22 protein-coding genes are annotated in these 26,817 nt (G+C 69.0%); 12 read left to right on the top strand and 10 right to left on the bottom strand.

Annotation, left to right across the window (positions count from 1 at the left end):
* Positions 1-4 precede the first annotated feature (4 nt).
* Together MYSTI_RS31740 and MYSTI_RS31735 are read left to right on the top strand one after the other, a co-directional pair.
* Positions 5-760 (top strand): HEAT repeat domain-containing protein, encoded by a 756-nt coding sequence (locus tag MYSTI_RS31740; protein WP_015351918.1) that lies wholly within the window; start codon positions 5-7, stop codon positions 758-760.
* Positions 757-1,494 (top strand): sensor histidine kinase, encoded by a 738-nt coding sequence (locus tag MYSTI_RS31735; protein WP_015351917.1) that lies wholly within the window; start codon positions 757-759, stop codon positions 1,492-1,494. Before MYSTI_RS31740 ends, MYSTI_RS31735 begins: the two co-directional genes overlap by 4 nt.
* A 10-nt stretch (positions 1,495-1,504) precedes the next feature.
* Here MYSTI_RS31735 and MYSTI_RS31730 read toward each other — a convergent pair whose 3' ends face one another.
* The 7 genes from MYSTI_RS31730 to trmB form a co-directional block, all read right to left on the bottom strand.
* Entirely contained in the window at positions 1,505-2,335 is an 831-nt protein-coding gene (locus tag MYSTI_RS31730; RefSeq protein ID WP_015351916.1) for a Uma2 family endonuclease, read from the bottom strand.
* Positions 2,336-2,574: 239 nt separating this feature from the next.
* The gene (locus MYSTI_RS31725) at positions 2,575-5,517 is read right to left on the bottom strand and encodes a helicase C-terminal domain-containing protein (RefSeq protein WP_015351915.1); all 2,943 of its coding nucleotides are present in this window, start codon (positions 5,515-5,517) and stop codon (positions 2,575-2,577) included.
* Positions 5,518-5,573: 56 nt separating this feature from the next.
* Positions 5,574-5,993: a cupredoxin domain-containing protein gene (locus tag MYSTI_RS31720; RefSeq protein ID WP_015351914.1), complete on the bottom strand. Its 420-nt coding sequence runs from the start codon at positions 5,991-5,993 to the stop codon at positions 5,574-5,576.
* Positions 5,994-6,049: 56 nt separating this feature from the next.
* Complete coding sequence (locus MYSTI_RS31715; protein ID WP_233278019.1) at positions 6,050-6,922, bottom strand: hypothetical protein; 873 nt, start codon at positions 6,920-6,922, stop codon at positions 6,050-6,052.
* A 355-nt stretch (positions 6,923-7,277) separates the two neighbouring features.
* Positions 7,278-7,694 (bottom strand): hypothetical protein, encoded by a 417-nt coding sequence (locus MYSTI_RS31710; protein WP_015351912.1) that lies wholly within the window; start codon positions 7,692-7,694, stop codon positions 7,278-7,280.
* Positions 7,695-7,749: 55 nt separating this feature from the next.
* Positions 7,750-8,793, bottom strand: coding sequence for a diguanylate cyclase (locus MYSTI_RS31705; RefSeq protein WP_015351911.1), 1,044 nt, complete (start codon positions 8,791-8,793; stop codon positions 7,750-7,752).
* 108 nt (positions 8,794-8,901) lie between these two features.
* On the bottom strand, positions 8,902-9,522 hold the full coding sequence (gene trmB, locus MYSTI_RS31700) for a tRNA (guanine(46)-N(7))-methyltransferase TrmB (RefSeq protein ID WP_015351910.1): 621 nt from the start codon (positions 9,520-9,522) through the stop codon (positions 8,902-8,904).
* Between the two features lie 69 nt (positions 9,523-9,591).
* Between trmB and MYSTI_RS31695 the strand changes: the two genes are divergently transcribed.
* The 6 genes from MYSTI_RS31695 (at position 9,592) to MYSTI_RS31670 (ending at position 17,935) form a co-directional block, all read left to right on the top strand.
* Complete coding sequence (locus MYSTI_RS31695; RefSeq protein ID WP_015351909.1) at positions 9,592-10,521, top strand: bifunctional riboflavin kinase/FAD synthetase; 930 nt, start codon at positions 9,592-9,594, stop codon at positions 10,519-10,521.
* Between the two features lie 215 nt (positions 10,522-10,736).
* A complete protein-coding gene (pilB, locus tag MYSTI_RS31690) occupies positions 10,737-12,437 on the top strand; it encodes a type IV-A pilus assembly ATPase PilB (protein ID WP_015351908.1) in 1,701 nt (566 codons plus the stop codon).
* Positions 12,438-12,475: 38 nt separating this feature from the next.
* Positions 12,476-13,588 carry a type IV pilus twitching motility protein PilT gene (locus MYSTI_RS31685; protein WP_015351907.1) on the top strand — a complete coding sequence of 371 codons (1,113 nt, stop codon included), beginning with the start codon at positions 12,476-12,478 and terminating at the stop codon, positions 13,586-13,588.
* A 57-nt stretch (positions 13,589-13,645) separates the two neighbouring features.
* Entirely contained in the window at positions 13,646-14,899 is a 1,254-nt protein-coding gene (pilC, locus tag MYSTI_RS31680; RefSeq protein ID WP_015351906.1) for a type IV pilus assembly protein PilC, read from the top strand.
* A 46-nt stretch (positions 14,900-14,945) separates the two neighbouring features.
* A complete protein-coding gene (locus tag MYSTI_RS31675) occupies positions 14,946-16,499 on the top strand; it encodes a two-component system sensor histidine kinase NtrB (protein WP_015351905.1) in 1,554 nt (517 codons plus the stop codon).
* Positions 16,496-17,935 carry a sigma-54-dependent transcriptional regulator gene (locus tag MYSTI_RS31670; RefSeq protein WP_267881035.1) on the top strand — a complete coding sequence of 480 codons (1,440 nt, stop codon included), beginning with the start codon at positions 16,496-16,498 and terminating at the stop codon, positions 17,933-17,935. The genes MYSTI_RS31675 and MYSTI_RS31670 overlap by 4 nt, the downstream gene beginning before the upstream one ends.
* 33 nt (positions 17,936-17,968) lie before the next feature.
* Here MYSTI_RS31670 and MYSTI_RS31665 read toward each other — a convergent pair whose 3' ends face one another.
* The 3 genes from MYSTI_RS31665 to MYSTI_RS31655 are packed head-to-tail and all read right to left on the bottom strand — an operon-like array spanning position 17,969 to position 21,058.
* Positions 17,969-19,378 (bottom strand): FAD-dependent oxidoreductase, encoded by a 1,410-nt coding sequence (locus tag MYSTI_RS31665; RefSeq protein ID WP_015351903.1) that lies wholly within the window; start codon positions 19,376-19,378, stop codon positions 17,969-17,971.
* On the bottom strand, positions 19,375-20,073 hold the full coding sequence (locus MYSTI_RS31660; protein WP_015351902.1) for a class I SAM-dependent methyltransferase: 699 nt from the start codon (positions 20,071-20,073) through the stop codon (positions 19,375-19,377). The genes MYSTI_RS31665 and MYSTI_RS31660 overlap by 4 nt, the downstream gene beginning before the upstream one ends.
* Positions 20,060-21,058, bottom strand: coding sequence for a glycosyltransferase family 2 protein (locus MYSTI_RS31655; protein ID WP_015351901.1), 999 nt, complete (start codon positions 21,056-21,058; stop codon positions 20,060-20,062). Before MYSTI_RS31655 ends, MYSTI_RS31660 begins: the two co-directional genes overlap by 14 nt.
* Before the next feature lie 205 nt (positions 21,059-21,263).
* Between MYSTI_RS31655 and rffA the strand changes: the two genes are divergently transcribed.
* From rffA to MYSTI_RS31635, 4 genes are all read left to right on the top strand, one after another.
* Positions 21,264-22,394, top strand: a complete 1,131-nt coding sequence (gene rffA, locus MYSTI_RS31650; RefSeq protein ID WP_015351900.1) for a dTDP-4-amino-4,6-dideoxygalactose transaminase — start codon at positions 21,264-21,266, stop codon at positions 22,392-22,394.
* Positions 22,388-23,104, top strand: a complete 717-nt coding sequence (locus MYSTI_RS31645) for a WbqC family protein (RefSeq protein WP_015351899.1) — start codon at positions 22,388-22,390, stop codon at positions 23,102-23,104. The genes rffA and MYSTI_RS31645 overlap by 7 nt, the downstream gene beginning before the upstream one ends.
* A 121-nt stretch (positions 23,105-23,225) precedes the next feature.
* Positions 23,226-24,965: a glycosyltransferase family 39 protein gene (locus MYSTI_RS31640; protein WP_015351898.1), complete on the top strand. Its 1,740-nt coding sequence runs from the start codon at positions 23,226-23,228 to the stop codon at positions 24,963-24,965.
* A 66-nt stretch (positions 24,966-25,031) separates the two neighbouring features.
* Complete coding sequence (locus tag MYSTI_RS31635; RefSeq protein WP_015351897.1) at positions 25,032-26,792, top strand: tetratricopeptide repeat protein; 1,761 nt, start codon at positions 25,032-25,034, stop codon at positions 26,790-26,792.
* The last annotated feature ends 25 nt before the right edge of the window (positions 26,793-26,817 follow it).

Genomic DNA, 26,817 nt, shown 5'->3' with positions numbered 1-26,817 from the left:
CGCCATGCGGCTGCCCCCTCATTCCCTCCTCCTGCTGCTGTTGCTGTTCACGCCCTGCGTGTCCCTGGCCCAGGGGGATACCCGGATTTCGTTCCTGGGACGCCAGCTGCAGCAGGGCAAGGACCCTCGCTCGCGCTCGCAGGCGGCGCTGGTGCTGGGGGCCACGGAGGACCCGGAGGCCGTGGCCCCGCTGTGTGGCGCCCTGAAGGACCCCAGCGAGTTGGTGCGGGCGGCCGTCGCCAAGGCGCTGGCGAAGCTCCAGGAGGTCTCCGCGCTGCCGTGTCTGGAGGCGCACAAGACGGAGCCGGACGCGGCGGTGAAGACTGCTGTGCAGGAGGCGGTGGGCTCGCTGAAGGCGTATCAGTCGCGTCCTCCGCGCTTCTACATCGTGGTGGATGGGATGAAGGACCTCACGCGCACGTTGCCCGCGGAGCTGGTGAAGGCCACCGAGGCCCGGCTTCGCTCGAGACTGGTACGCCGGGGCGCGATGCTGGCGCCCGCCAAGGAGTCCAAGTCCGCGGCGAAGGGCGCGCTGAAGAAGCTGGGGGTGAGTGGCTATCGCATCACCCCGGAGGTTCATGCATTGGAGGGAGGAGGCTTGCGGGTGGCCATCGTTTGCATGAGCTACCCGGACCTGTCGCTGCTAGGGCAGGTGGATGTGAAGGCCGGGGGCGCGCAGCCCGCGGACCTCCTCAAGGCACTGGTGCCCCGAGCGGTGGAGGAAGCCGCGGAAACCTTCGAGTGGAGCAACGAGACATGACGACGAGCACGGCGCGGACGACGGCCCCGAGGCGCCGCTGGCGCAACTTCCTGCTGGATACGAGCTTCCAGCTCAAGTTGACCGCGTACATGGTGGGCGTGACGTTGGTGCTGTCGGCCTTGCTGGGGGTGTTCCTGGTGCGGTCGGCCCGGACGCTGATGCGCGAGACGGCGGCGGCGGTGGAGGCCCGCTCGCGCGCGGCGGAGGTGAGCCGGGAGCTGTCTGGTGCCACGCTCTCCAACGAGCTGCTGGCGCGCATGGATGACCCGTCCTTCGAGGCCACCTTCCGGGAGAAGGCGAGCGGCATCGACGCGGCCTACGAAGCGGAGCGCGCCGAGATTGTCGCGCAGCGCGCGGAGCTGGAGTGGCGCCAGCGCGTGACGTGGTGGGTGCTGGGCGCCTTCCTGGTGGGCTTCCTCGTCGTGGTGGCGCTGGGCACCATCGTGGTGACGCACCGGCTGGCGGGGCCCCTGCTGCGCATCCGCCGCATGGTGACGGATGTGTCGGCGGGCAAGCTGCAGCCGCCTCCGTACGGTCTGCGCGAAGGCGACGAGCTGCGTGAGCTGTTCGACGCGACGCGGAGCATGATGCAGAAGCTCAAGGACCAGAGCGAAGAGGACGTGAAGAGCCTGGCGCAGGCGCTCGAGGCCGCGGAGCGCTCGGGCCTCTCGGGCGAGCCTCTCGCGGAGCTGCGTGCGCTCGAGTCCCGCTTCCGCGCGCGGCTGGAGGGCTGAGGCCGCGAGGTCAGTGAGGGCGGGACCGCAGCTTGCGCAGCTCCGCCTTCATCGCCGCGAGCTTCTGCTCGGCATCCTTGGCGCGCTGATTGGACTCCTCCAGCGCGCGTTCCGCCCTCTGTCGACGGCGAGTCTCCGAGGAAAGACGCTCAGCCTCGGAGGCTAGACGGCGCACGGTGTTCCTGCGTCGTCGTGCCTCCTCGCGACGCATGCGGAGCTCCTCATCGGCGCGCTGGCTGGCCTTCGCCACGCGCGCCTTGAGCTGCTCCACCATCTCCATGGGTTCGAGCAGCAGGGTCGGGCCTGTCCACAGGAACACCTGGTCATCGCGAAGCTCGAAGTCGATGCCCAGCACCTTCGACCTGAGCCGTCCCCGCTTCTCGGGGATGCGTGAGTAGGTCCTCGAGCCCCGCGCCTTCAGCCGGTAGCCCAGGAGCTGTTCGCGAGCCCTGTCGTAGATGAAGTACTCGGGGACTCCGAGCCGGGCGTAGCGCCGCACGTTGTAGACGGCGTCCTTCTTCCGGTCGCCTCCGGAGTGGACCTCCATCACCCAGTCCAGGCCCTTGCCCTCGTAGCTCACCAGCCACTTCTCGCGGCTGTGCGGCTCGACATCGAACACCACCAGCAAGTCAGGCGCGAAGCGCCGCTCGCCCGGGTAGTACACCGGCAGCTCGGAGCCGATGTACATCGACCGCTTCCGTCGGTCGAAGTGGCCCCTGAGGATGTCGAGGACGCGGTGCCTCGCGTCCTGGTGCCGGTCTCCCTCCGGCGGAGACATCTCCCGGTCCGTGACTTCGCCGGGCAGTGATTCCACGACCTCTTCCCGTTCCTCGGGCCCCATCGCATCCCACGCCGCCTGAGTAGGTGCCCGAGGGAAGGCCCCACCACGAACTCTGTCCGCGCTCCATCCCATGCCGAGAAAGCGTGGAGGTGGCCGCCTCGCGCGTCAATGCTCGATGCACTCGAGCAAGGGGCGCGCCAGGGACGTGCTCAGGCGCCTCGGCGAACAATGCGCGCAAGCCTCGTGAAAGCAGTCCCACGAAGGCTTGAAGAGGTCCGTGTCACGAGACGAATCCACTCTCACTGAGTCGAGAGCAGGTCCGCGGTGAGTCCCGTCTGCTTGAGGACCGCGTGGATGCGCAGCCGGGCCTGTGCCCAGGGCAAGGCCTCCACGTGGTAGCCGTCGAGCGCTTCGAGCAGGTGCGCGCGATAGCTGGGGTGTCCCGGGTCCGCGATGATGACAACGCCTCGGTCCGTGGTGGAGCGGATGAGTCGGCCCACGCCCTGCCTCAGGAGCAGCAGCGCCCTCGGCAGCCGGTACTGGAGGAAGCCCTGGTACTCGTTGCCCGAGCGGGCGAAAGGCTCCTCGCGAGCCGCCACCAGCGGGCGAAGCGCGGGCTCCAGCGGGAGCTTGTCGATGAAGACACAGCCCACGCCTCGGCCTGGGATATCCACGCCCTGCCAGAAGCTCTTCGTGCCCAGCAACACCGTGCCCGTGTCGCGCTCCTGCCGAGCCGCCAGCGAGCGGCTGTGCCCTCGCGATTGCCGGAGCACTTCGATTCCCAGCGGCTCCAGCCGGGCCCGAGCCTCCGCGCCCACGCGGTCCATCCGACGCGTGGAGGCGAACAAGCCCAGGAGTCGCCCACCCATCGTCTGCGCGAGGCCGGAGATGCGCGTCGCGGCCCACTCGACGAAGGGCTCTTCATGCGCACGAGGCGCGTCCGTGACGAGCACCACCAGCGCCTGCTCGTGCAGTTGGAAGGGAGAGGGGGCTCGCAGCAACCTGGGCGCGGGCGCATCACCGCGTCCGTCGAGTCCCAGCCGCTTCAGCACGAACGGTGTCCCACTCCCGCTGCTGGGCCCCAGCGTCGCGGACGTCAGCACCAGCGCGCGCTTGCTCGCCGCGAAGTCGCGCGACACATGGAACGACACATCCACGGGCTGAGCCCCCACGCTCCATCGCTGACGCCGAGGCTCCGCCGTGGCCGAGTAGCACCGCCCCGCCGCCGCCTCACCCGAGAGCTCCTGCGCCAGCGTCGCCAGTTCCCCCAGCTCCGTGGTTCCACCCGACAGCTCGCGCTCCAACGCGGGCATCCGCGCGGCCAGCTCGGGCAGCGCCTCCAGCACCCGCACCGCGAGCAGCGTGTGGAGCGCCTGGAGCGCACCACGCACCAGCTCGAGTCCCTCGCGCACGGGGGCCCAGGTGGGAAGCGCGCGCACGGCCTCCGTCACCCGGAGCTCGGGCGCATACGCGCCTTCATCCGGGTCCTCGCCCGCTGTCGTGGCCGAGGGCTCACACAGCTCCGTCACCCGCGCGCCCAGGTCTCGAGCCTCATCCATCAGCCGGCGCAGCGCGTCCTCCACCTGACCCATCAGCGCCCGAGACTCCTCACGCCGGGAGCCGACGAGTGCGCGGCGAAGCTCGGCGAAGAGCCCATGGCGTCCATCGCGCCCATGCAGTCGCTCGGTGAGCCGATGGAAGGCCAGGTCCGACAGCTCCACGGTGAGCGCGGTGGTGGCCACGTCCTCGACTTCGTGCGCCTCGTCGAGAATCAGGTGCTCCATCTTCGGGTAGCGCGCGGGCCAGGCGAAGGCGAGCGACTGGTTGATGACCAGCACATCCGCCTCGCGCGCCTGCGCCACCGCCGAGTGGTAGAAGCACCGGTGGTGATGCGGGCACTTCTCGCCCAGCGTCGTCGCGGCCTCGGACCGCACCGCGGGCATCAACCCCATCAGCACCGGGAAGCGCTCCCGGAACCAGTGGCTCAGCCGGTCCAGGTCTCCGTCCAGGCTGCGGCGCATGTACGCCCGCAGGTACGCCCGGGGCGCGCGCGCCGAGTGCCCCATGCCCGGCTCCACCCGCGTTGCCTCCAGCGCCCGGCGCCGGCACAGGTAGTTCGACTGTCCCTTGAGCAGCGCGTAGCCGAACGTGCCGCCCATGGCCCGGTGCAGGCGGGGCAGATCCTTCTCCAGCAACTGGTCCTGCAGTGTCTTCGTGTGAGGCGCCACGCCGACTTTGCGCCCGTTTCGCGCCGCGAACAGCGCGGCCGGCGTCAGGTACGCGAGCGACTTGCCCGTGCCCGTGCCCGCCTCTACCGCCACCTGCTCACCCTCCGACAGCGCACGCGCCACCGCGAGAGCCATGTCGAGCTGCGCGGGTCGGCTCTTGAAGGACTCCTCGCGCCGCTCCAGCGCTCCACCAGCACCCAGCACCGACGTCACCTCGTCGGCGCGAACGGGCAGCACGGGCGCATCCGCCTCCGGCTCGACGAGGGCCGCGACACCCGCCGCCCGCCTCCGCTCCGGCTTCCCGCGCAAGAACCCTTGGGTCTCCAGCTTCAGCGGCGCGGGCACGGCGCGACAGGCTTCCGCCAGCCGCGACAGCAAATCCAGGAGCGGCCACTCCTCGTAGTCGAAGGCGCCGGTTTCGCCCTCCGCGGGCCCCAGCCGCCGCGCCGCGCGAGGGTCCAACGTGGCCAGGAGGTCCGACACGTCCTCGCCGCGCCCGTCGCGCACCATGCGCTCCATCGTCTGCACGAGCACGGCGTACACCGCCTCGCAGTCCGACAGCGCGCGGTGAGGCTGGCGGACGCCCAGCCCCGCCCAGCGCAAGAGCGACTCCAGCGAGTGGCTGGGCAGCTCCGGGTGCAGGTAGTGCATCAGCTCGCACGAGTCGAGCACCGGCGCGCGGATGGGCCCCAACAAGTCAGGCAGGAAGCCCTTCTCGAACGGGGCGTTGTGCGCCACCACCGTCCACCCGGAGAGCCGCTGTCGCAGCTCCTCCATGTCGGAGCCGAAGCGGGGCTTGCCCGCGAGGTCCGCGTCCGTCAGGCCCGTCAGCCGCCGGATCGTGAGCGGCAAGGGCCGGGATGCCGAGTACATGCGCGCGAAGCGGTCCACCTCGCGCCCGTTCTCGAAGAACAGACATCCCAACTCGATGATTTTGTCGGCACGTGGATCCAACCCCGTCGTCTCGAGGTCCAGGAAGACATGCCGCGTGAAAAGCTCCGCCGCGCCGCCCATGCAGGCCGAGCAGACTAACCTGCCCCAGCGCGGTGCCCAGATTTCGACCTACGTCTTCAGTCCACCATGAATACGCCGGAAATCATCTTCCCCATGGCGCAGCCGTAGACGAGCTTTCCGGACTCCTTCGGCGTGAAGGTGATGCTCACCGCCTCGTTGAGCGGCAGCGGGGTGTTGATGTCGTAGCCGTCCATCACCACCTCCGTCGCGCACGTCAGGTCCGTCTTGCGCGTGACCACCAGCTTCACCGGCTCGCCCTTCTTGAGGGACACGGGGCTGGGCTCATAGCCCTTCTCCGTCACGGACAGCTCCACCACGCGCACGCCGTTCTCCCGCTTCTCGGGGACGGTGGGCGCGGCTTCCGCGGACGCCGTGTCCTTGGGCTTGCTGCACCCTTGCTGCGTGGCGGCCACCATGGCGGCCGTCGCGGCCAGCGCGAGCCAGGGCTTGATGATGCGGGAGATGAAGGGGCGCATGCGGGCCTCGATGTCGTACGGAAGGAGAGGGCAGCGCCCCCGGCGCCAGGGCCTTCTCAGGCCCCTTCGGCGGGAGCGCTCTGGGTGACGGGCTCGAAGCGGAGCAGGGCGTGGAGCGGGACGAAGACCTCGTGCCCCGTCTCACCCAACAGCAAGTCGAACCGGCCGACGTGCATGAGCGGCAGCTGGAGCGTGATGCCGTTGCGCAGCACCAGCTTCACCATCTGCCCCAGGTGGTCCAGGAACGCGCGCGGGTCCGAGTACGGCCGCTTGTCCGGCTGACGGGCCACGGTGGCCGGCTTCTGCGTGAGCTTCGCGTCGCGCTCGAGCCCGGGCAACAGCCGGTCCCACTCCGCGCGCCGCGCCAGCAGCACCACCTGCAGCTTCTCCAGCCGGCCCGTGCGCTCCAGCGTGAAGGCGATGGGCTCCTCGGCGACCAGCGTGTCGAGCAGGGAGCGCTCCGCCAGCACGACGGAGACCTCCACCTTCCCGCTGATGAGGCCGCCCAGCAGCTCCGCGACCACGGCGTTGTCCACCTCGCCGCGGGCCTGCTTGATGGCCGCCTTGCGCTGGGTGCGCTCCTTGCGCGCCATGAACTCGGCCACCGTCATGCCGCTCTGGAGCACGCCGAACGCGTCTCCCAGCGACAGGCTCGGCGTCTGTCCCATCAGCTCGTAGACCTGGTCGAAGCGCTTGGCCTCCTCGGCGTGCAGCTTGCGCCAGATGCGGCACTTCATCTTGCCTTCCAGCTCACCCTTGGCGATGCGCGCGGGCACGTGCTCGCGCTGCGCGAGCGCCAGGATTTGCTCGGGCGTGGGCGGAGGCCGCGGCGTCGAGGGACGGAAGCCCCCGGGCCTGCCTCCGAATCCGCCCGGGCGCGGGCCCGAGGCGCCAGGGCCTCCAGGCGCGCGCGGCGCGGGGGGCCGCACGCCCGGCGTCACCGTGCGGGGCGCCGGAGCGGGCGACCGTGCCGACGGGACGAGGCGTGGGGGCAGGCGCAGCCCGGCCGGCGCCGCGGGAGCGGCGGGACGAGGCGTGGGTGCCACCCCCGTGGGCCGAGGAGTCGGCGCGATAGGGGCAGAGGCCGTACCGGCCGTGGGCCGGGGCGTGGGGCGCGGCGTGGGCGCCGTGGGGGCGGGTTCCGAGGGGGAAGGAGTCTGCGCGGCGCTGCCGGGCGTCGAGGCCGGCCGCCGGATGACTTCGACCGCGGGAACCGCCCGCCGTGTCTTCCGATCGTTCACAGTCGTACGTTACCTGATGCGAGGAGTCCGGGCATGCCCGGCTTCACGGCTGAAGGGAGGCTGAGAGGTCCACTTTCCACCCTGACGGCTCCCGGACCATCCGGACCTCATGGGTGCTGCCTGACGAGCGCACGAGCACGGTCGCCTCGTTGCCAGCCTCCCGGACCAATGAGACCTCCGTAACATCCGGAGGAGGGGGGACATTCGCGAAGAAGAGACCCAGGGGCTCGGGTTTCACCGCGCCCCCGGACGCGTCACTCACCGCCTGGGCCCGCTTCGTCAGCGACTCCTGCGTGGGCTGGGACAAGGCACCCCAGGCCGCGCGCAGCTCGCCGCGCTTCACCAGGCGGTGGAAGGACGTATACGCATCTTGCGGTGTACCGAAGCGGGGCTGATTGCAGCCGCCCATGCCCACCAGGAGCAGGGCGAGCAACCAGGTCGTCGTCGCGGTCAAGCGCATGGGAACGGGGTTTAGGTCAAAGCGGCTCCGGGGGAAAGCCTCAGCTGCGTCCCCCTCACGGAACGTGTTGCCGAACACGGTTCCGGCCCGCTCCCTTGGCCGCATAAAGCCCGGCATCCGCCGCGCGCAGGAGCGCTTCCGCGCTGTTCAGGTCCGCCGACGGCACCGTGGCCACGCCCAGTGACGCGGTCAGCCTCACCTCCTGCCGTTTCCCCTCCACGCCCACGTGCTCCACCCCGAGCCCCGCGATGGCCTCGCGCACGCGCTCACACACCTTGAGCGCGTCCACGGGGTTGGTCTCCGGCAGGAGGGCGATGAACTCCTCGCCGCCGTAGCGCGCCAGCACGTCCACCTCGCGCAGCCGCGTGCGCGCCGTCTGGGCCACCGCCTTGAGCACCTGGTCCCCGAAGGGGTGCCCGAAGGTGTCGTTGATGCGCTTGAAGTGGTCGATGTCCAGCATCACCAGCGACAGGGGAGACTGGTAGCGCCGGGAGCGGGCGAACTCCTCGGTGAGCCGCTCCTCGAAGCATCGGCGGTTGAACAGACCCGTCAGCGCGTCCGTGCGGCTGAGCGCGAGCAGCTCCTCGCGGCGCCGCGCCAGCTCCTTGTTGGCCTTGTCCAGCTCCCGGTTCTTCTCCACCAGCGTGTCCTGCAGCACCTTGAGCCGCAGCATCGACTTCACGCGGGCCGACAGCTCCAGCATGTCGAAGGGCTTCACCAGGTAGTCGTCCGCCCCCAGCTCCAGCCCCTCCACCTTGCCGGCCGCCTGACGCGCCGTCATGAGAATCACCGGGATGAAGCCGAAGCCGTCCTCGCCCGAGTTGGCCTTGATGATGCGGCACACCTCCACGCCGCCCAGCCCCGGCATCTCCACATCCATGAGGATGAGGTCCGGGCGGGACTCGCGGATGGCCGACAGCGCCTGGGGCCCGTCATGGGCCTCCCTGAAGAGGTAGCCCCGGGGCGCCAGCCCCTCCCGCACATGCGCCACATGCGCCGGGTCGTCGTCGACGATGAGCACCGTCCGGCCGCTGAGCTCCCCGCCGGACCCCGGCCGATGGGCTACCTCCTGCGTCCTCTTCCTGTCTCCCTCCGCCATGCGGTTGCGCCCCCGGTACAATCATCCCGCGCTGCCAGAATGACTGTGATTCTCCCCCGCCCACCCGGGGAAGCCAAGGGGTCGGGCAAGTGTCTGTCTTCTGGACGTTCAGCGGGGGCGGGTGAGCCGGGCGCGGTAGACGGGTTCCCCCGTCGTCAGGTAGCGCCGCTCGCGCGTGGACGGCACTTCCTCCGGGTCATACGGGTGGAAGACACCGGAACCCAAGGGGTTGTGGAATCCGACGGATTCCAGGATGGAGAGCATGTTCTCCCCGCGGTCCTGGACGTCGGTGCGCATGTCGAAGAGGCCCCCCGGGGCGAGCTTTCCCAGCAGGAGCCGGGCGAAGGTGGGCTGGACGACGGCGCGCTTGGCGTGTGCGCGCTTCCACCACGGGTCGGGGAACTGGAGGTGGATGGCGGAGAGGGTGTCGTCCGCGAAGATGCGAGGGACGACGAAGCGGGCGTCGGACTCGACGACGCGCAGGTTGCGCAGGCCCGCCTTGGCGGCGCGGTCCAGGGTGTCCCGGGCGTACTTCTTGCGCCACTCGAAGGCGACGAAGCGCACGTGCGGGTTGCGGCGGCAGTACTCCAGGGCATGGCCACCGGCGCCGGAGCCGATTTCGAGCTCCAGCGGGCCGGAGAAGCCGAACTCGGCGTCCCAGTCGGGAGGTGTCGACATCTCGACGAGGTGGAGGCCAACGGGGTCTGGCAGCAGGCGAGGGCGAGGCATGTGCGTAGGGGCGCTCCAACCACGGTCATGCGGGGTCTGGCCAGGGAAAAACACTGGTATAGGGGGGACATGAAGGTCTTCCACTCGGTGGCCGAGGCGGGCCGGGCGCTGATCGGCCGGGCGCTCGCTCTGGGCAACTTCGACGGCGTACACGTGGGCCACCAGGCCCTCTTCGCGGAGGCACGTCGGCACGCCCCCCCCGCGGCGTTCACCTTCAACCCCCACCCGGGCAAGGTGCTCCAGCCGGACCTGGCGCCCAAGCTCATCACCCTCCTGCCTCGCCGTCTGGAGCTGCTCGCCGGCCTGGGCCTGGAGGCCACGGTGGTGCAGTCGTTCTCGCGCGACTACGCCCGGACGGTGCCCGCCGACTTCGAGGCCACGCTGTTCGACGCGCTGGGCGTGGCGCACGTGGTGGTGGGCAGCGACTTCACCTACGGCGCCGCGCGCGCGGGCACGGTGGACACGCTGCGCGAGGCCGCCGGCCGGCGAGGCGCCAAGGTCCACGTGGTGGCCCCCGTCACGGTGGATGGGGTGGTGGCCTCGTCCTCGCGGGTGCGCGAGTACATCCTGGAGGGCCGGGTGTCCGCCGCGTGTCGGCTGTTGGGCCGGCCGTTCGATTTGGACGGCATGGTGGTGGCGGGCGCGGGGCGGGGGAGGACCATCGGCTTTCCCACCGCGAACGTGGACACGCAGAACGAGCTGCGTCCCGCGCCGGGCGTGTACGCCATCCGCGTGCGCCTGGTGGGGGGCGAGTCCCCCGGGACCTGGTACGGCGGCGCCGCCAACATCGGCATCAAGCCCACCTTCGGAGGCACCGAGGTCACCATCGAGGCGCACCTGCTGGACTTCGCGGGCGACCTCTACGGCCGTGAGCTGCGCGTAGAGTTCCTGGAGCGGCTGCGTCCCGAGCAGCGCTTCGGCTCCGTGGCGGAGCTGACGGGGCAGATCAAGCGCGACGTGGAGGCGGCGCGCACGGTGATTGCGCGGACCGGAGCCTGAGCGCGCACATTTTTCCCGTGCGTGTTCAATGGGTTGGAGGCTTGGGGCCCCCCACGAGGGCGCCTTGACGGATGTGCGCGGCTCCCCTCTAATCCACTGTCAGGAACCGTGCCAAAGGTGCTGTGGGGCCCCGAGGCATCGCCCCTGGCTCCCCGAGAGCGAGGCGGGCCCCCGCCCGTCCCATCCTTCGTTGCCACAAGGAAGAGGCTTCACGAATGTCCGGTCGATTGGGTGAACTGCTGGTCCGCGAGAACCTCATCTCCGTCCAGCAACTGCGCAAGGCCCAGGAAGAGCAGCAGAAGAGCGGCACGCGCATCGGCACCGCGCTCATCAAGACGGGCGCCATCGAGGAGTCGAAGCTCACCGACTTCCTCTCCAAGCAGTACGGCGTGCCGGCCATCAACCTCAAAGACTTCGACATCGACCCGGACATCATCAAGCTCGTGCCCAAGGAAGTGGCCGAGAAGCACCTGGTGATTCCCGTCAACCGCGCGGGCCCCTCGCTCATCGTCGCGATGTGCGACCCGTCCAACATCTTCGCGGTGGACGACCTGAAGTTCCTCACCGGCTACAACATCGAGACGGTGGTCGCGTCCGAGGTCTCCATCCGCGAGGCCATCGAGCGGTACTACGCGGAGAAGGGCCCCTCGATGGAGGACATCGTCGGCGACGTGGCCGACGACATCGAGCTGGCGAAGGAGGAGACGGAGAACATCGATGAGATGGCCAAGGCCGCGGACGACGCGCCCGTGGTCAAGCTCGTGAATCTCATCCTCATGGACGCCATCAAGAAGCGCGCGTCCGACATCCACATCGAGCCCTACGAGCGCGACTTCCGCGTCCGCTTCCGCATCGACGGCGTGATGTACGAGGTCATGCGGCCGCCCATGAAGCTGCGCAACGCGATCACCTCGCGTTTGAAGATCATGGCCTCGCTCGACATCTCCGAGCGCCGCCTGCCGCAGGACGGCCGCATCAAGATCAAGATTGGCGGCGGCAAGGAGATGGACTTCCGCGTGAGCGTGTGTCCCACGCTCTTCGGCGAGAAGGTCGTCATGCGGTTGCTCGACAAGAGCAACCTCCAGCTCGACATGACGAAGCTGGGCTTCGACCCGGAGCCCCTGGCCTGGTTCAAGGAGGCCATCGACCGGCCGTACGGCATGGTGCTGGTGACGGGCCCCACGGGCTCCGGCAAGACGACGACGCTGTACTCGGCGCTCTCCAGCCTCAACGACGTGGGCACCAACATCTGCACCGCCGAGGACCCGGTCGAGTTCAACTTCGCCGGCATCAACCAGGTGCAGATGCATGACGACATCGGCCTGAACTTCGCCGCCGCCCTGCGCAGCTTCCTGCGCCAGGACCCGGACATCATCATGATTGGTGAGATCCGCGACTTCGAGACGGCGGAGATCGGCGTGAAGGCCGCGCTCACGGGCCACCTGGTGCTCTCCACGCTGCACACCAACGACGCCCCGGGCACGGTGAGCCGTCTGCTCAACATGGGCATCGAGCCGTTCCTCGTGACGGCCTCGCTCAACCTCATCCTCGCCCAGCGGCTGGCGCGCCGGCTGTGCCCCGCGTGCAAGAAGCCCGCGGACCACGTGGACGAGCAGGCCCTCATCGACGCCGGCGTGCCCCCGGACAAGATCGGCACCTTCACGCTGTACGAGAAGGTCGGCTGCCGCGACTGCAACGACCGCGGCTACCGGGGCCGCGTGGCCATCTACGAGGTCATGCCCTTCTGGGACGGCCTCAAGGAGCTGGTCATCAACGGCGCGTCCGCCGCGGAGCTCAAGCAGGAGGCCATCCGCCTGGGCATGAGCAGCCTGCGCATGAGCGGTCTCAAGAAGGTGATGGACGGCGCCACCACCCTGGAAGAGGTGGTCGGCAACACCGCCCCGGACCGCTTCTAGTCACCCTTTCCACCGCCTGACCGAAGGACTCCCCCACCGTGGCCAACCTGCACCAGCTCCTCAAGGCGATGGTCGAGAAGGGCGCTTCCGACCTCCACGTCACCACCGGCTCTCCGCCCCAGTTGCGCGTGGACGGCGAGCTCGTCCCCTTGAAGACGGCGCCGCTGACGCCCGTGGAGACCAAGCAGCTCTGCTACTCCATCCTCACGGACGCCCAGAAGCACAAGTTCGAGGAGGACAACGAGCTGGACCTGTCCTTCGGCGTGAAGGGCCTGTCGCGCTTCCGCGCCAACATCTTCATGCAGCGTGGCGCGGTGGCCGGGGCCTTCCGCACCATTCCCTTCAAGATCCTGACCTTCCAGGAGCTGGGCCTGCCGCCCGTGGTCGCGGAGCTGGTGAAGAAGCCGCGCGGCCTCATCCTGGTGACGGGCCCCACGGGCTCGGGCAAGTCCACCACGCTGGCCTCGATGATCGACAAGATCAACACCGAGCGTCATGAGCACATCATGACCATCGAGGACCCCATCGAGTACCTGCACCCACACAAGAACTGCCTGGTGAACCAGCGCGAGGTGGGGGCGGACACCCGGAACTTCAAGACGGCCCTCAAGTACATCCTCCGCCAGGACCCGGACGTGGTGCTGGTCGGTGAGCTCCGAGACCTGGAGACCATCGAAGCGGCGCTCACCATCGCGGAGACAGGCCATATCTGCTACGCGACACTGCACACCAACAGCGCGGTGCAGACCATCAACCGCGTGCTGGACGTGTTCCCGCCGTACCAGCAGCCCCAGGTGCGCGCGCAGCTCTCCTTCGTGCTGGAGGGCGTGATGAGCCAGTCGCTGGTGGCCAAGGCGGGTGCTCCGGGCCGCGTGCTGGCCCTGGAGGTCATGGTGCCCAACCCCGCCATCCGGAACCTCATCCGCGAGGACAAGGTCCACCAGATCTACTCCTCCATGCAGGTGGGTCAGGCGAAGTTCGGCATGCAGACGTTCAACCAGGCGCTGGCCGCGCTGCTCCTGCGGCGGGTCATCTCCCAGGACGAGGCCTTCGGACGCTCCAGCGACCCGGACGAGCTGCGAAACATCCTGGCCACGGGAGGTGGAATGCCGGTCGGACAGCGGGCTCCAGGCGGGCCAGCGGGTCGTTAGTTCCTGGTTTTGAGATTCAGCGGTTAGACTCGCGCGGCGTCCGCGGAGGTCGAGCTCATGGCAGCACCAGCAGTCCAAAAGGCAACAGCTTCCAAGAAGAACACGTCCCAGTTCCTCTGGGAGGCGAAGACCAAGGCCGGTGAGACGAAGAAGGGCGAGATGGAGGCCTCCGACCTGGAGGCCGTCAACGCCCGTCTCAAGTCCTTGGGGCTCAACCCCGTCAAGGTCCGCAAGAAGAGCGCGCTGGATGGCGAAATCACCCTGCCCGGCATGGGCGGGGTGACGGGCAAGGACATCCTCGTCTTCACCCGTCAGTTCGCGACGATGATCGACGCCGGCCTCCCGCTGGTGCAGTGCCTCGACATCCTCGCCAGCCAGATGGACAACCCCACCTTCAAGAAGGTGGTGATGGCCATCAAGGGCCGGGTGGAGCAGGGCAGCACCTTCGCGGATGCGCTGAAGGAGCACCCCAAGGTCTTCGACGAGCTCTACACGCAGCTGTGCGCGGCCGGCGAGGTGGGCGGTATCCTCGACACCATCCTCAACCGTCTGGCGGCCTACCGGGAGAAGTCGGAGAAGCTCAAGCGCAAGGTGAAGGGCGCGATGACCTACCCGGCCATCGTCATCCTGGTGGCCATCGGCGTGACGGCGCTCCTGCTCTTGAAGGTGACGCCCGTGTTCGCGGCGATGTTCGCGGACTTCGGCTCCGCGCTGCCCGCTCCCACCCAGTTCGTGGTGGACCTGTCCCAGTGGGCGCAGGACTACTGGTTCTACGTCTTCGGCACCATCGTCGTGCTCGTGGTCTCCTTCTCCTGGAGCTACAGGCAGCCCAAGGGCCGCAAGTTCTGGGACAAGGTGTTCCTCAAGGCGCCGCTCTTCGGACCCGTGCTGCGCAAGGTCGCCGTGGCGCGCTTCACGCGCACGCTGGGCACGATGATCTCCTCCGGCGTCCCCATCCTCGACGCGCTGGAAGTGACGGCGAAGACGGCCGGCAATCGCACGGTGGAAGAGGCCATCTACTACGTGCGCGGCAAGATCTCCGAAGGCAAGAACATCGCCGGTCCGTTGCAGGAGACCAAGGTGTTCCCCTCCATGGTGGTGCAGATGATTGGTGTCGGTGAGGCCACCGGCGCCATGGACACCATGCTCAACAAGATCGCCGACTTCTACGACGACGAGGTGGACACCGCCGTCAGCGCGTTGACGGCGATGATCGAGCCTCTGTTGATGGTGTTCCTCGGCGGCGTGGTCGGTGGCTTCCTCATCGCCATGTACCTGCCCATCTTCTCCATTGCCGGCGCGATCAAGTAGCTCCGCGGTCTCGAGTGTGCGCGCGGACGCCGCTGAGCGTCTGCGCGTGCGCCTGGTCTGGTTGGTGTTGTTCCGAACGGTGGCGGCGAGCCTGTCGCTCGTCATCACCGTGGGTCGCCTGCTGCTCCAGCCCCTCGAGGAGCCGAGCCAGGCGGACTCCCTCTCGCTGGGCGTCATCATCACCGCGTACATCTCCACGGTGGTGGTGGGGATTCGGCTCCGGCGAGGCAAGGCCGGACGGCTGGATGCCTGGGTGCAGGTGGTGGGTGACGTCGTCATCGCCACGGGCCTGGTGTACCTGAGCGGTGGGGCCGACTCTCCGCTGACGTTCCTCTACAGCCTGGCCGTCATCGGCGCCGCCGTGGTGTTGGACGGGCGGGGCGCGCTGTGGGTGGCGGCGTCGGGGGCGGTGGCGTTCTCGGGGCTCGTGGTGGTGCTGCGCCTGTCGAGCGATGCGCCCCTGGGGCCGGTGCTCTCCAGCCGAGGCCTCTTCGTGCTGGGCAGCAACCTGCTGGCGCTCGCGCTCATCGCGGTGCTCGCCGGCTACCTGGCGCGGCAGCTCTCCGCGACGGGTGGCGCGTTGTCGGCGCGTGAGGAGGACCTGCGTCGGCTGGGAGGACTCCAGCAACAGATTCTCTCGTCGATGCCCTCGGGCCTCATCACCTGTGATGCCCAGCGGCGCGTCACCTACGTCAACACCGCCGCGCGAGCCATCCTCCACGTCGAGGACGGACGCCACGCGGGGCAGCCGCTGGAGGCGCTCCTCCCGGGCGTCTCCGGGCTCGCGCCGCGCTCTTCGCGAGGCGAGCTGGTGGTGAGCACGAATCACGGGCAGCGCCGCATCCTCGGCCTGTCGGTGACGCCGCTGGAGGGAGAGCCGGGGGCGCTGCTCATCGTCTTCCAGGACCTGACCGAGCTGCGGCGGATGGAGGAGGACCTCAAGCGCTCGGACCGTCTCGCGAGCCTGGGGGCGCTCTCCGCGCAGCTCGCGCACGAGCTGCGCAATCCCCTGGCGGCGATGCGGGGCTCCGCGCAGCTCCTGGCGCAGGAGCGCGCGACGGACGTGGTGTCGCTCAAGCTCACCAACATCCTGGTGCGCGAGTCGGACCGGCTGGCGCGGTTGGTGGATGACTTCCTGCGGTTCGCCCGTCCTCCGGAGCCGATGCGGCGGGAGGTCCACCTGGATGCGCTGCTGACGGAGACGGTGGACATGCTGCGCGCGGACCCGCTGGCCAGGGACGTGCGGGTGGAGGTGTCCGCGCAGGAGCGGCTCATGGCCGCGGTGGACCCGGACCAGCTGCGTCAGGTGCTCATCAACCTGGTGCGCAACGGCTTCCAGGCGGCGGGGCCCAAGGGTGAGGTGAAGGTGGGCTTGGCGCGAGGCGAGAAGGAAGCCCAGATTCGCGTGTGGGACTCGGCGGGCAGCATCACCGAGGAGATGATGGGGCACCTGTTCGAGCCCTTCTTCACCACGCGGGACGGAGGCACGGGGTTGGGGCTGTCCACCGCGCACTCCATCATCCGCGCGCATGGCGGTACCATCCGGGTGCGCTCGGCGCCGGCCGAGGGAACGGAGTTCGTCGTGGGGTTGCCGCTGTGACGACAACGACAACACATGCGGGTGAGGGCGCGCGAGGCCACGTCCTGGTGGTGGACGACGAGCTGTCCATGCGCGAGTACCTGGAGCTCCTCCTGCACCGCGAGGGCTACGTGGTGACGAGCGTGCCCGGCGTGAAGCCCGCGTGCGAGCTCCTGTCGCGCGACGGCGTCGACCTGGTCATCTCCGACATGAAGCTGGGGACGGGCAGCGGCCTGGACGTGCTGCGCGCGGCGCGTGCGCGCAAGGAGCCGCCAGAGGTGGTGCTGATCACCGCCTTCGGGACGCCGTCGGCCGCGGTGGAGGCGATGCGCGAGGGCGCGTACGACTACATCTGCAAACCCTTCGACAACGAGGAGCTCCGGCTCCTGGTGCAGAAGGCGCTGGAGAAGCGCCTCTTGCGGCAGGAGAACACGACGCTGCGTGCGCGGCTGTTGCCGGGCCTGGGCGTCGCGGTGGGGCACAGCGAGCGGATGCAGAGCGTGTGGTCCCTGGTGGAGAAGGTGGCGCCGGGGCGCAGCACGGTGCTGGTGACGGGGGAGAGCGGCACGGGCAAGGAATTGGTGGCGCGGGCCATCCACATGCGAGGCAGTCGCGCGGCGCAACCGTTCCTCCCCTTCAACTGCGCGGCGCTCAACGAGGGCACGCTGGAGAGCGAGCTGTTCGGCCACGTGAAGGGGGCCTTCACGGGGGCGCTGCAGGAGCGCGCGGGGTTGTTGGTGTCTGCGGGGGAGGGGACGGTGATGTTGGACGAGGTCGGGGAGATGCCGCTCGCCACGCAGGTGAAGCTCCTGCGCGTGTTGCAGGAGCGGAAGGTGAAGCCGGTGGGCAGCGCGGCGGAGGTGCCCTTCCAGGCGCGAGTCATCGCGGCGACCAACCGGAGGCTGGAGGCGGAGGTGAAGGCGGGGCGCTTTCGCGAGGACCTCTTCTACCGCCTCAATGTCATCACGTTGGAGTTGCCGCCATTGCGTGAGCGCACGGGCGACATCTCGCTGCTGGCCAGCCACTTCCTGTCGAGGATGGCGGAGGAGCTGGGCCGGCCGGGCCTGCGCTTCGCGCCGGAGACGCTGGCACTGCTGGAGCGCTACGCCTTCCCCGGCAACGTGCGGCAGCTGCAGAACATGGTGGAGCGCGCGGCGACGCTGTCCGACTCCGACCTTCTGGGGCTGTCGACCTTGCCGCCCGCGGTGCGCGGCGAGACGGAGCCGGTGGTGCGTCCAGGGGAGCCAGGAGAGCCGCAGCTGGGCTCGGGCTTCAACCTGGAGCGCCACCTGGACGACAGCGAGCGGCGGTACCTGCTGGCGGCGTTGAAGCAGTCCGGTGGTGTGAAGACGCGGGCCGCGGACCTGCTGGGGCTGTCGTTCCGTTCCTTCCGCTACCGCCTGGCGAAGCACGGCCTCACGGACGAGCTGGATGACACGGTGCGCGGCGGCGGTTGAGGTCCTCGCGGCAGGGCGGGGGCGGGTGCCTGGCTAGAAGCCGAGCGCCGCCCGGGCCCCGTCCGCGGCCTCCAGTCCCATGCGCCAGTTGGCGTCCTGGCTGTTGTAGGAGAAGCGGCCGCCTCGGCCGATGGAGCTCAGTCGCTCGAAGCTGTCGAGGTGTGTCTGCAGGGGTTGCAGGACGCGCTGATAGCCGGGCTGGTACACGGGATAGCAGCGGGGCAGGCGCACCACGTGGAAGCGGCCCACAGGGTTCGCGCCCAGCAGTCCCACGCGCTCGAGCTCGCGCTGGGCGAGCGCGGCCAGGGCCTCATCGCCCTGCGTCCACACGTCTTCTTCCTGGGCGCACCAGTACTCCACGCAGAGGATGGAGGAGCGCTCCTGTCCGTAGAGGCCGGGGACCCAGTTGCGGAAGTTCGTCACGCGGCAAGTGCGCACTGCGCGGGTGTGCATCTCCAGCCAGGACTCGGGGAACAGGTTCGTCCCCTGGACCTCGAGGTACACGAGAATCGCGCTGCGGAACGTGAGCACGTCGCGGGCTTCGACGAGGGCGCGCTGCACCTCGGGAGGCGGGTCGGGAAGCTGGCTCACCAAGGGGACGAGGGGCGCGCTGGAGATGACGAAGTCGTAGGCCCGCGAGCCTTTCGCGGTGCGCAGCCCCGTCACCCGTCGGCCCTCGATTTCGAGGGCTTCCACGCGGCTCTCGAGGAACACCTCGCCCCCGTTGTCGCCGACGAAGCGCGCCATGCGCTCGTACACCTCCCCCGTGCCGCGCTGGGGGTAGGGGAACCGCTCGGTGACTTGTTTCACGGCGCGAGCGCGGGCGTTGTCCACCCCCATGCGCAAGGCGTTGAGCACCGTCTCGACGAGCGACGAGTCCTTGGACGCGGCACCTGCGACTCCCGCGTCGATTCGCGCGCACGGCCGTCCGAAGAACTTCTCGTTGTAGTCGCGGAAGAACTGCTCGTAGACGCGGCGTCCGAAGCGCTGCACCAGCCAGTCCTCGAAGGTGAGCACGTCCGGCCGCGGGCGAAGCTGCTGCGCGCCATAGTCGAGTACGCATCGGACGGACTCGAGGAAGCCCACCTTGCGCACCACGTCCACGACCTGGAGCGGATAGCGCAACACCTGACCGTCGTTGCGGAAGACGCCGGGATGGGACTCGACGGTGCCCCAGTCCTCGCCCACGACGCTCTTCCAGAGCTCGTTGATGCGAGCGTCCTGGGTGTAGAAGCGATGCGGCCCCAGGTCCACCCGCTGGTTCCACAAGTCGAGGCTGCGCGACAGGCCGCCCACGACGCGGCTGCCTTCATGGACTTCGACCTGCGCCCCGGCGCGAGCCAGGACATAGGCCGCGGTGAGGCCCGCTGGACCCGCGCCCACCACCGCGATGCGTGGACGTGAAGGCAGAGAGGTGGGGGCGCTGGAAGCGGATGCGCTCATGTCGATGACGGGCGAGGAGCGGACCGGAAGTAGCGCGCGAAGGCGTCATCCGCGTGGCGGGTGCGGACGTACTCGGGACGGTAGACGCGCAAGGTGTACTCGTAGAGCGGCCCGGCGGCATCCAGCTCCCAGAAGCGGCTGAGCTTCCCCACCACGAAGTCCAGGAGCGCGCCGGGGGGCTGGTAGTACAGCTCCTCGCGCGTGAATTCGGGGTCGTGGAAGGTGGTGAGGAAGTTCACCGAGAAGCCCTTGGTGCACAGCGCGTACATCGCGCCGAGCATCCCCTCGACGAAGCCTCGCCACTCCGCGGGGGACGCGGAGAGCCGGACGTTGAAGGTGCCTGACAGCGTCAGGTAGTCGTAACGCTCGGGCGGCAGCGCGGCGACGATGTCTCGCGTGTGGAAGGCGCCCTGCGGGAACTTGCGGGCACACGCCTCCGTGAAGGACGGGTGCACGTCGCTGCCGGAGTAGCGGGCCTGGGGATGGTGGTGCTGGAGGTACTCGCCGAAGTGGCCCAGCCCGCACCCGATTTCGTGCACGGAGAAAGGGCCGGACTCGCCTTCGAAGACGCGGGCCAGCCGGTGGAAGCGCTCGTATTGCGTGGCCTGGTCGCGGTGGGACAGCGAACGCGGGTCGTCCCCGTACTGGTCCAGGAGGGCGCCGTAGAAGGCGCGCTGCTCTTCAGCGATGTCCATGGAGGGACTCCTGACGCGCGGGCTCCGTGAGAGTCTCCGCGGAGGCCAGTCTCGAGGCGCTCGTCGACTGACGCACCACGGACTGAGGCTTCTGATTGATTTGAAGGAAGATGCGCGCCACGTACTCGGAAAGGATGCCCACGCCGAGCAGCGTCACGCCCGACGAGAACAGCACCGCCACCGCCAGGGAGGCCCAGCCGGGCACGGTGATGTGGCCGGTGATGCGCGAGTAGAGGACGAAGACTCCCGCGATGGCGGACAGCACCGACAGGAAGAACCCGCCAATGGAGGCCAGTCGCAGGGGGAAGGTGGCGTAGTTGAAGAGCAGGTTGAAGAACACCGTCATCAACCGGCTCAGCGTGTACGAGCTGCGCAGTCCATCGGGGTGGTCATGGCGCACCTCGGTGGCGGTGATGCGGTCGGTGACCCAGGACAGGTAGATGTCGAGGATGATGTCGTGCCGTTCGCTGCGAGAGACCTCGGCGGCGACCCGGCCGGAGATGAGCCGGAAGGCGGAGATGTCGAACCCCACCCGCATCACCTTGCGGGGGATGACCATGATGAGGCGCGAGGCGAGGGAGCGCCACCCCGGGCCTTGCCTCACGCGGGGAAGGCCATAGACGACGTCCGCGTCGGCCTCCTCGGCGCGGGCCAGCAGCGTGCCGATCTCCTCGGGAGGGTTCTGCAGGTCCTCGTCGAGTGTCACGACCCAGCGCCCGCGGGCATGCCTGAAGCCACACACCGTGGCGTTGTGTTGCCCGAAGTTGCGCATCAGCCGCACGCCCACGATGCGCGCGTCCGATTGCGCCAGCCCTTCGATGACGGCCCACAGCGTGGGCCTGGCGCTGTCGTCCACCAGGATGACCTCGAACGAGGCCTGGCGTGCCTCGAGCGTGCGTATCAACCGGGAGCACAGCTCGGGGAGCGAGGTCTCTCCCCGGAAACAGGGGACGACGACGGAGATGTCGACGGCGGAAGGGCTCATGCGGAGAGGGGAGGGCGAGGGAGCCCCACGGAGGGAAGCCTACCTCGTTCTCCGGGCCTGTCGCTGGGGGAGTGTGCCCGCCTGGCCGCCGTGCGTCGCTTGACGCGGGCTCCGGCGGCCTGGAGGCCGAGGGGGCAAGTCGTCTCCCGGCGCACGCGTGGGTGCTGTAGCCTGGGGACCCTCCCGACTTCCCCATCGTGACGCCATGACCATTCCCTTCAATCGGCTGCAGATGCTCGGAAACGAAGCCCGGTACATCGAGCAGGCGCTGGCGAACAGCCACCTCATGGGGGACGGCGGCTTCACGCGGAAGTGTCACGCGCTGTTGGAAGAAGCGTTGGGGGTGAAGCGGGCGCTCCTGACGACCTCCTGCACGCATGCGATGGAGATGGCGGGGCTCCTGCTCGACCTTCAGCCCGGGGACGAGGTCATCGTCCCGTCCTTCACCTTCGTCTCCACCGCGAATGCCTTCGCGCTGCGCGGGGCCCGCCCCGTCTTCGCGGATGTGCGGCCGGACACGTTGAACCTGGACGAGAACAAGCTGGAGTCGCTCATCACGGAGCGCACGCGCCTCATCGTCCCCGTCCACTACGCGGGCGTCGGCTGCGAGATGGACACCATCCAGGACATCGCCCAGCGGCGTGGGGTGGCCGTGGTGGAGGACAACGCGCATGGCCTCTTCGGCTCGTATCGCGGGCGCCCCTTGGGGACTCTCGGCGTCTTCTCCTCGCTCAGCTTCCACGAGACGAAGAACGTGAGCTGCGGAGAGGGCGGAGCGCTGCTCATCAACGACGAGCGGTATACCGAGCGCGCGGAGATCATCCGGGAGAAGGGCACCAACCGCAGCCGCTTCTTCCGAGGCATGGTGGACAAGTACACGTGGGTGGACATCGGCTCCAGCTACGTCATGTCGGACCTGCTGGCGGCCTTCCTCTACGGGCAGTTGTGCGAGCGCGAGCGCATCCAGACCCGCCGTCGGGAGATCTGGGACACGTACCACCGGGAGCTCGCGGGCTGGGCCTCGGCACAGGGCGTGGTTCAGCCGCATGTGCCCGCGCACTGCGACCATGCCTCCCACCTGTACTACCTGTTGATGCCGTCGCTGGACGTCCGCACGCGCTTCATCCAGCAGCTTCGTCAGCAGGGCATCAACGCCGTGTTCCACTACCTGCCGCTGCACCTCTCCGACATGGGGAGGAAGTACGGCGGGAAGGCGGGGGACTGCCCGGTGACGGAGGACGTCAGTGACCGGCTGGTGCGGCTGCCCTTCTTCAGCACGATGACGGAAGCGGAGCAGGCCACGGTGGTGTCCGCCGTGAGGGACTTCCGGTGTTAGCCGGCCCCCGGCACACCGTCGCCATCATCCAGTCCAACTACCTGCCCTGGAAGGGCTACTTCGACATCATCCACGATGTGGATACGTTCATCTTCTACGATGACGTGCAGTACACGCACCGGGACTGGCGCAATCGCAATCGCGTGAAGACGCCCCAGGGGCCCGTGTGGCTCACGGTGCCGGTGGGCTCCAGCACGTCACGGCGCATCTGCGACGTGCGCATCGAGGAGCACTCCTGGGCGCGCAAGCATTGGGAGACGCTGCGCCACCAGTACGGAAGCGCGCCGCACTTCGAACGGTATGCACCGCTCTTGCGTGAGGTGTACCTGGAGCGGACGTGGACGCACCTGTCGGAGCTGAACCAGTTCCTGGTGCGGCGCATCGCCCAGGAGTGTCTGGGCCTCCAGACGCGCTTCCGAGACTCCCGTGAGTGGACGCTCACCGGGACCAAGCAGGAGCGAATCCTCGACGTGCTGAAGCAGGCGGGGGCGACGCACTACGTCTCCGGGCCCGCGGCGCGCGACTACCTGCGCCAGGAAGCGTTCGACGCGGCGGGAATCGGCCTCACCTACAAGGACTACGCGGGGTACCCCGAGTACCCGCAGCACCATCCTCCGTTCGAGCACTCGGTGACGGTGCTGGACGTGCTCTTCCACCTGGGGCCCGAGGCACCCGAGGCCATCTGGGGTTGGCGCGGGCGGGCGAGGTGAGTCATTTGCCTGCCCTCCATCCGTCCTCGCGGCCGTGCTTGGGGCTTTGCTCGGCGCGCGAGGGGTGTGCTACCCCACGGAGTCGATGACCTCGGCTCGTGGCAGTACGGGATGGACCTCGGTGGCTCAAGGTGCCCTGGGGTGTTTTCTGGTGGCGGCCTTCTTCGGGCTGAAGATGACAGCCCCCGGGCTGACCATCTCCTATCACCCCCCTTTCAGCGCCAGCACGACAGGTGAGCTGTACCAGTGGCTGGGCCATGCCTTGCTCCTGGTGCCTGGCGGTGTCCTGCTGGGCCTCTCGGTGGCGCACTGGGCCTCCGGGCCGGCGGTCCGGCTGTGGCGGCGGCTGGAGGGGCTGACGGCGCAGGAGAAGACGGCGGGGGCGCTGTTGGTGGGGGTGGTGGCCTTCCTGGCCGCGCGCATCGGGCGCGCCGTGTTCCTGCTGGACCGGCCCTTCACGGACGACGAGCAGGCTGCTCGCTTCGGGGGGCAGGTGCTCGCCAGCGGCCGGGTCCTGGTGAAGCTGACGGACCCCATCGAGGCCTTCCCCACGCTCTTCTTCTACGTCCGCGATGGGATGGGCTCCAGCTTCGAGTGGCTGGGTCTGCAGTTGGCGTGGGCGTTCGGCGAGCTGACGGGGACGGGGTCGCTCGTCTTCTCGCTCGCGGCGGCGGTGCCCGCGGTGGCGGTGGCGTGGGTGGTGACGCGTCGGCTGGGCGCGGCCTGGGGCACGGTGGCCGCGTTGTTGGTGCTGCTGTCTCCGATGTCCGCGCTGCTGTCCATGACCTCGCACGCGCACCTGCTGTCGCGTGCGGCCCTGTCCGTGGCGGTGGTGTTCTACCTCCAGGCGGAGGAGAAGGGCGGGCGTTGGTGGACGTGGTTCGGCGCGATGGGGGGCGTGGCCTTCCTGTGCCGTCCCTTCGAGTCCGTCTTCTTCCTGGCTCCGTTCTATCTCTGGGTGCTGTGGAGGCTGGTGCGTCGGGAGCTGCCCGTGGGCGCGTGCCTGGGCGGGCTGGTGCTCGGCTGGGCGCCGGCGCTGGTGGCGTTCCTCGCCTTCAACCACGCGGTGACGGGTGAGGCGTTGCTGCCCGCGCGCGTGTCCATGTACACGTTCCCGGCGAAGCTCTCGGCGCATGATGGGTCGCTGTGGGAGCGCTTTGGTGGGAACACCAGCTACAACGCGTTGATGCTGGGGGTCTGGTTCCTGGGGCCCGTGGGCATGTTGTTGGTGGGCGCGGGCGCGTCGTGGGACCGGCTGACGAAGCTGTTGCTCCTGTCCGTGTTGTCGCTGCTGGGGTTGGGCCTGTTCCATGACAACCACGGCATCCACTCGGTGGGGCCCATCCACTACTCGGAATGTGTTCCGGCGCTGGCGTTGGTGGCGGTGCATGGACTGAAGCGGCTGGTCGACGTGGCGCGAAAGGCGGAGCTGCCTCGCGCGACGGTGATGGCGGGCGTGCTGGGCGCGCTGGTGGTGGGGCTGGGCATCCTGGGCGCGCGCAATGCGTTGTCCCTGCGGGAGCAGGCTCGCATCCATGAGTCGATGGACGCGTTCCTGAGCGATGCGGGGCTGGGACGCGCGGTGGTGTTGGCGCCGCAGTACGGCGTGGCCTGGAATCAGGTGCCGGCGTTCCGCAAGGTGGGCAGCTTCGTGTTCGAGTGGACTCCGCCGCGCCCGGACCAGGACCAGGATGTCATCGTGTTGCATGACGGACCGGGCTTCGCCGAGAAGCTGCGTCCCCAGTTCCCGGACCGGCGCTTCTTCCGGATGGTGCCGGGCAAGTCTCCAGACCCCTTCCGCCTGGTGCCGTTGGATGCCGTGCCAGTGCCCGCCACCGCGACGGACGAGGGGGCACGTTGAGGCGCGACGCTCGACGAGAGGTCGCCGTCACCTTGTCTTTCTGGCCCTGAGCTTCCGAGGCCGTTCATGGAATCCTCCGCTGTGCGCTCCAGCTCCTTCCGACCCACTCTCCAGTCCCTGCTCATCTTCGTCACGGCGTTGGTGGTGTACGCGGGGACGCTGCGCAACGGGCTCGTCTACGACGACCTCCCGCTCGTCGTGGACAATCCGTGGCTGCGCTCACTCGACAGGCTGGGCGATGCCTTCGTGAATCCGCTGTTCGCCTTCGAGGATTCGCCCATCGAGCAGTCGGACCGCAGCCCCGCGGAGGCGTACTTCCGGCCCTTCGCCCATGTGCTGCTGTTCGTGGGTCGCACGTTGTTCGGCACCACGCCTTGGCCGTACCACCTGATGCTGATGTTGTTGCATGCGGTGGCCTCGGTGGGGGTGGGGTGGTTGCTGAGGATGTGCCTGAGGCGCTCCGATGGGAGCCTCACCGCGGAAGCGGAGTGGGCGGCGCTGGCGGGAGCCTTGCTCTTCGCCGTACATCCCGTGCACACGGAAGCGGCTGCCTGGGTGAGTGGCTGCATGGATGTGTCGGCCACGGTGCTGGTCCTGCTGGGGGTTCGGCTCATGGTGGCGGGGCCCGCGTCGTGGGGCCGGGCCGTGGGCGCGGCGCTGCTGTGGTTCTCGGGACTCATGTTCAAGGAAGTCGCCATCGTGTTCCCGGTGGTGCTCTGGGCCACGGACCGTGCGGCGGGCGTGCGCCCGGCGAGCCCCGGACTTCGAGGGTGGGTGCTCCGGTATGCACCGCTGGGATTGGGGCTGATGGGGTACGCGGCGTTCCGGTTGAACGCGGTGGGTGCGTCCCTTCCGGTTCCGGCGGGGGCGGGGCACGCGGGGATGTACCCTGTGCACACGCTGGCCCTCGCGGGGAAGTTGATGGGCAAGTTGTTCTGGCCGCATCCCCTCGTGTCGACCGTCCCGCTGCGGGTTCTTCCCACGCCGGCTCACGTGGCGTTGGGCTCGGTGCTGCTCGCCGGGCTCCTGGCGGTGCTCTGGTGGAAGCGTCGCGAGGCAAGCGCCGCCTTTGCCGGTGCCGTGTGGCTGTTGGCGCCCCTGTTGCCCATCTTCCTGCTCCAGTTCCGAGGCGTGGAGTCCTATGCGGAGCGCTTCCTCTATCTCCCCTCGGTCGGCTTCTGCCTGCTCGTGGCTGTCGGGTTGAGAGCGGGCCTGGAGCGGTGGCGTGAGCACGCGCGGGCGCTGAAGCTCGTCGCGGGCGGCGTTGTCGCCATCTTCGCGGTGATGACGCTCTGGCGAGTGCCTGTCTGGCACGATGACATCTCGCTCTGGGAAGACAGCGTGGCCTCCGTGCCGGAGCAGCCCATGCTTCGTGCCTATCTGGGCGCTTCGTACCTCAAGGTGCGGCGCGCCGAGGAGGCGCTGCCCCAACTGGAGATCGCCGCGCACGCGTTCCCTCGCAACTACAAGATCCAGAGCGACCTGGCGGTGGCGTTCGCGCTCCTGGGTCGCATCGACGAGTCCATCCTCCAGTTCGAGAGGACGCTGCAGCTTCGCCCCTCCGCGGCGGTGGTGGTCCACAACCTCGGGCTCGCGCTCCGGCGAGCGAAGCGGCTGGACGAGGCGCTGCTGCGGTTCCAGGAGGCACTGCGGCTGGCGCCGCACCGGGCGGACTCCCACCTGGAGTTGGGCCGGACGTTGTTGCAGCTGGGGCGGCCCGCGGAAGCAGTGGCTCCCTTCGAGGAAGCCCTGCGGCTGCGTCCGGAGCTCGAGCCCGCGCGCCGTGGACTGCAGCAGGCGCGCATGGCGCTGGGGACGACGCCCTGAGCATCTCCGAAGCCGAGCGTGACTC

The sequence above is a fragment of the Myxococcus stipitatus DSM 14675 genome (assembly GCF_000331735.1).
Lineage (GTDB): Bacteria > Myxococcota > Myxococcia > Myxococcales > Myxococcaceae > Myxococcus > Myxococcus stipitatus.
Note: the sequence above shows the minus strand (reverse complement) of the source record. Positions and strands in the feature narration are given on the sequence as shown.

What these genes read in the sequence shown, in the direction of transcription:
- MYSTI_RS31740 (WP_015351918.1), top strand. Translation starts at nt 5, where the DNA reads ATGCGGCTGCCCCCTCATTCCCTCCTCCTGCTGCTGTTGCTGTTCACG.
- MYSTI_RS31735 (WP_015351917.1), top strand. Translation starts at nt 757, where the DNA reads ATGACGACGAGCACGGCGCGGACGACGGCCCCGAGGCGCCGCTGGCGC.
- MYSTI_RS31730 (WP_015351916.1), bottom strand. Translation starts at nt 2,335, where the DNA reads ATGGGGCCCGAGGAACGGGAAGAGGTCGTGGAATCACTGCCCGGCGAA.
- MYSTI_RS31725 (WP_015351915.1), bottom strand. Translation starts at nt 5,517, where the DNA reads ATGGGCGGCGCGGCGGAGCTTTTCACGCGGCATGTCTTCCTGGACCTC.
- MYSTI_RS31720 (WP_015351914.1), bottom strand. Translation starts at nt 5,993, where the DNA reads ATGCGCCCCTTCATCTCCCGCATCATCAAGCCCTGGCTCGCGCTGGCC.
- MYSTI_RS31710 (WP_015351912.1), bottom strand. Translation starts at nt 7,694, where the DNA reads ATGCGCTTGACCGCGACGACGACCTGGTTGCTCGCCCTGCTCCTGGTG.
- MYSTI_RS31705 (WP_015351911.1), bottom strand. Translation starts at nt 8,793, where the DNA reads ATGGCGGAGGGAGACAGGAAGAGGACGCAGGAGGTAGCCCATCGGCCG.
- trmB (WP_015351910.1), bottom strand. Translation starts at nt 9,522, where the DNA reads ATGCCTCGCCCTCGCCTGCTGCCAGACCCCGTTGGCCTCCACCTCGTC.
- MYSTI_RS31695 (WP_015351909.1), top strand. Translation starts at nt 9,592, where the DNA reads ATGAAGGTCTTCCACTCGGTGGCCGAGGCGGGCCGGGCGCTGATCGGC.
- pilB (WP_015351908.1), top strand. Translation starts at nt 10,737, where the DNA reads ATGTCCGGTCGATTGGGTGAACTGCTGGTCCGCGAGAACCTCATCTCC.
- pilC (WP_015351906.1), top strand. Translation starts at nt 13,646, where the DNA reads ATGGCAGCACCAGCAGTCCAAAAGGCAACAGCTTCCAAGAAGAACACG.
- MYSTI_RS31665 (WP_015351903.1), bottom strand. Translation starts at nt 19,378, where the DNA reads ATGAGCGCATCCGCTTCCAGCGCCCCCACCTCTCTGCCTTCACGTCCA.
- MYSTI_RS31660 (WP_015351902.1), bottom strand. Translation starts at nt 20,073, where the DNA reads ATGGACATCGCTGAAGAGCAGCGCGCCTTCTACGGCGCCCTCCTGGAC.
- MYSTI_RS31655 (WP_015351901.1), bottom strand. Translation starts at nt 21,058, where the DNA reads ATGAGCCCTTCCGCCGTCGACATCTCCGTCGTCGTCCCCTGTTTCCGG.
- rffA (WP_015351900.1), top strand. Translation starts at nt 21,264, where the DNA reads ATGACCATTCCCTTCAATCGGCTGCAGATGCTCGGAAACGAAGCCCGG.
- MYSTI_RS31635 (WP_015351897.1), top strand. Translation starts at nt 25,032, where the DNA reads ATGGAATCCTCCGCTGTGCGCTCCAGCTCCTTCCGACCCACTCTCCAG.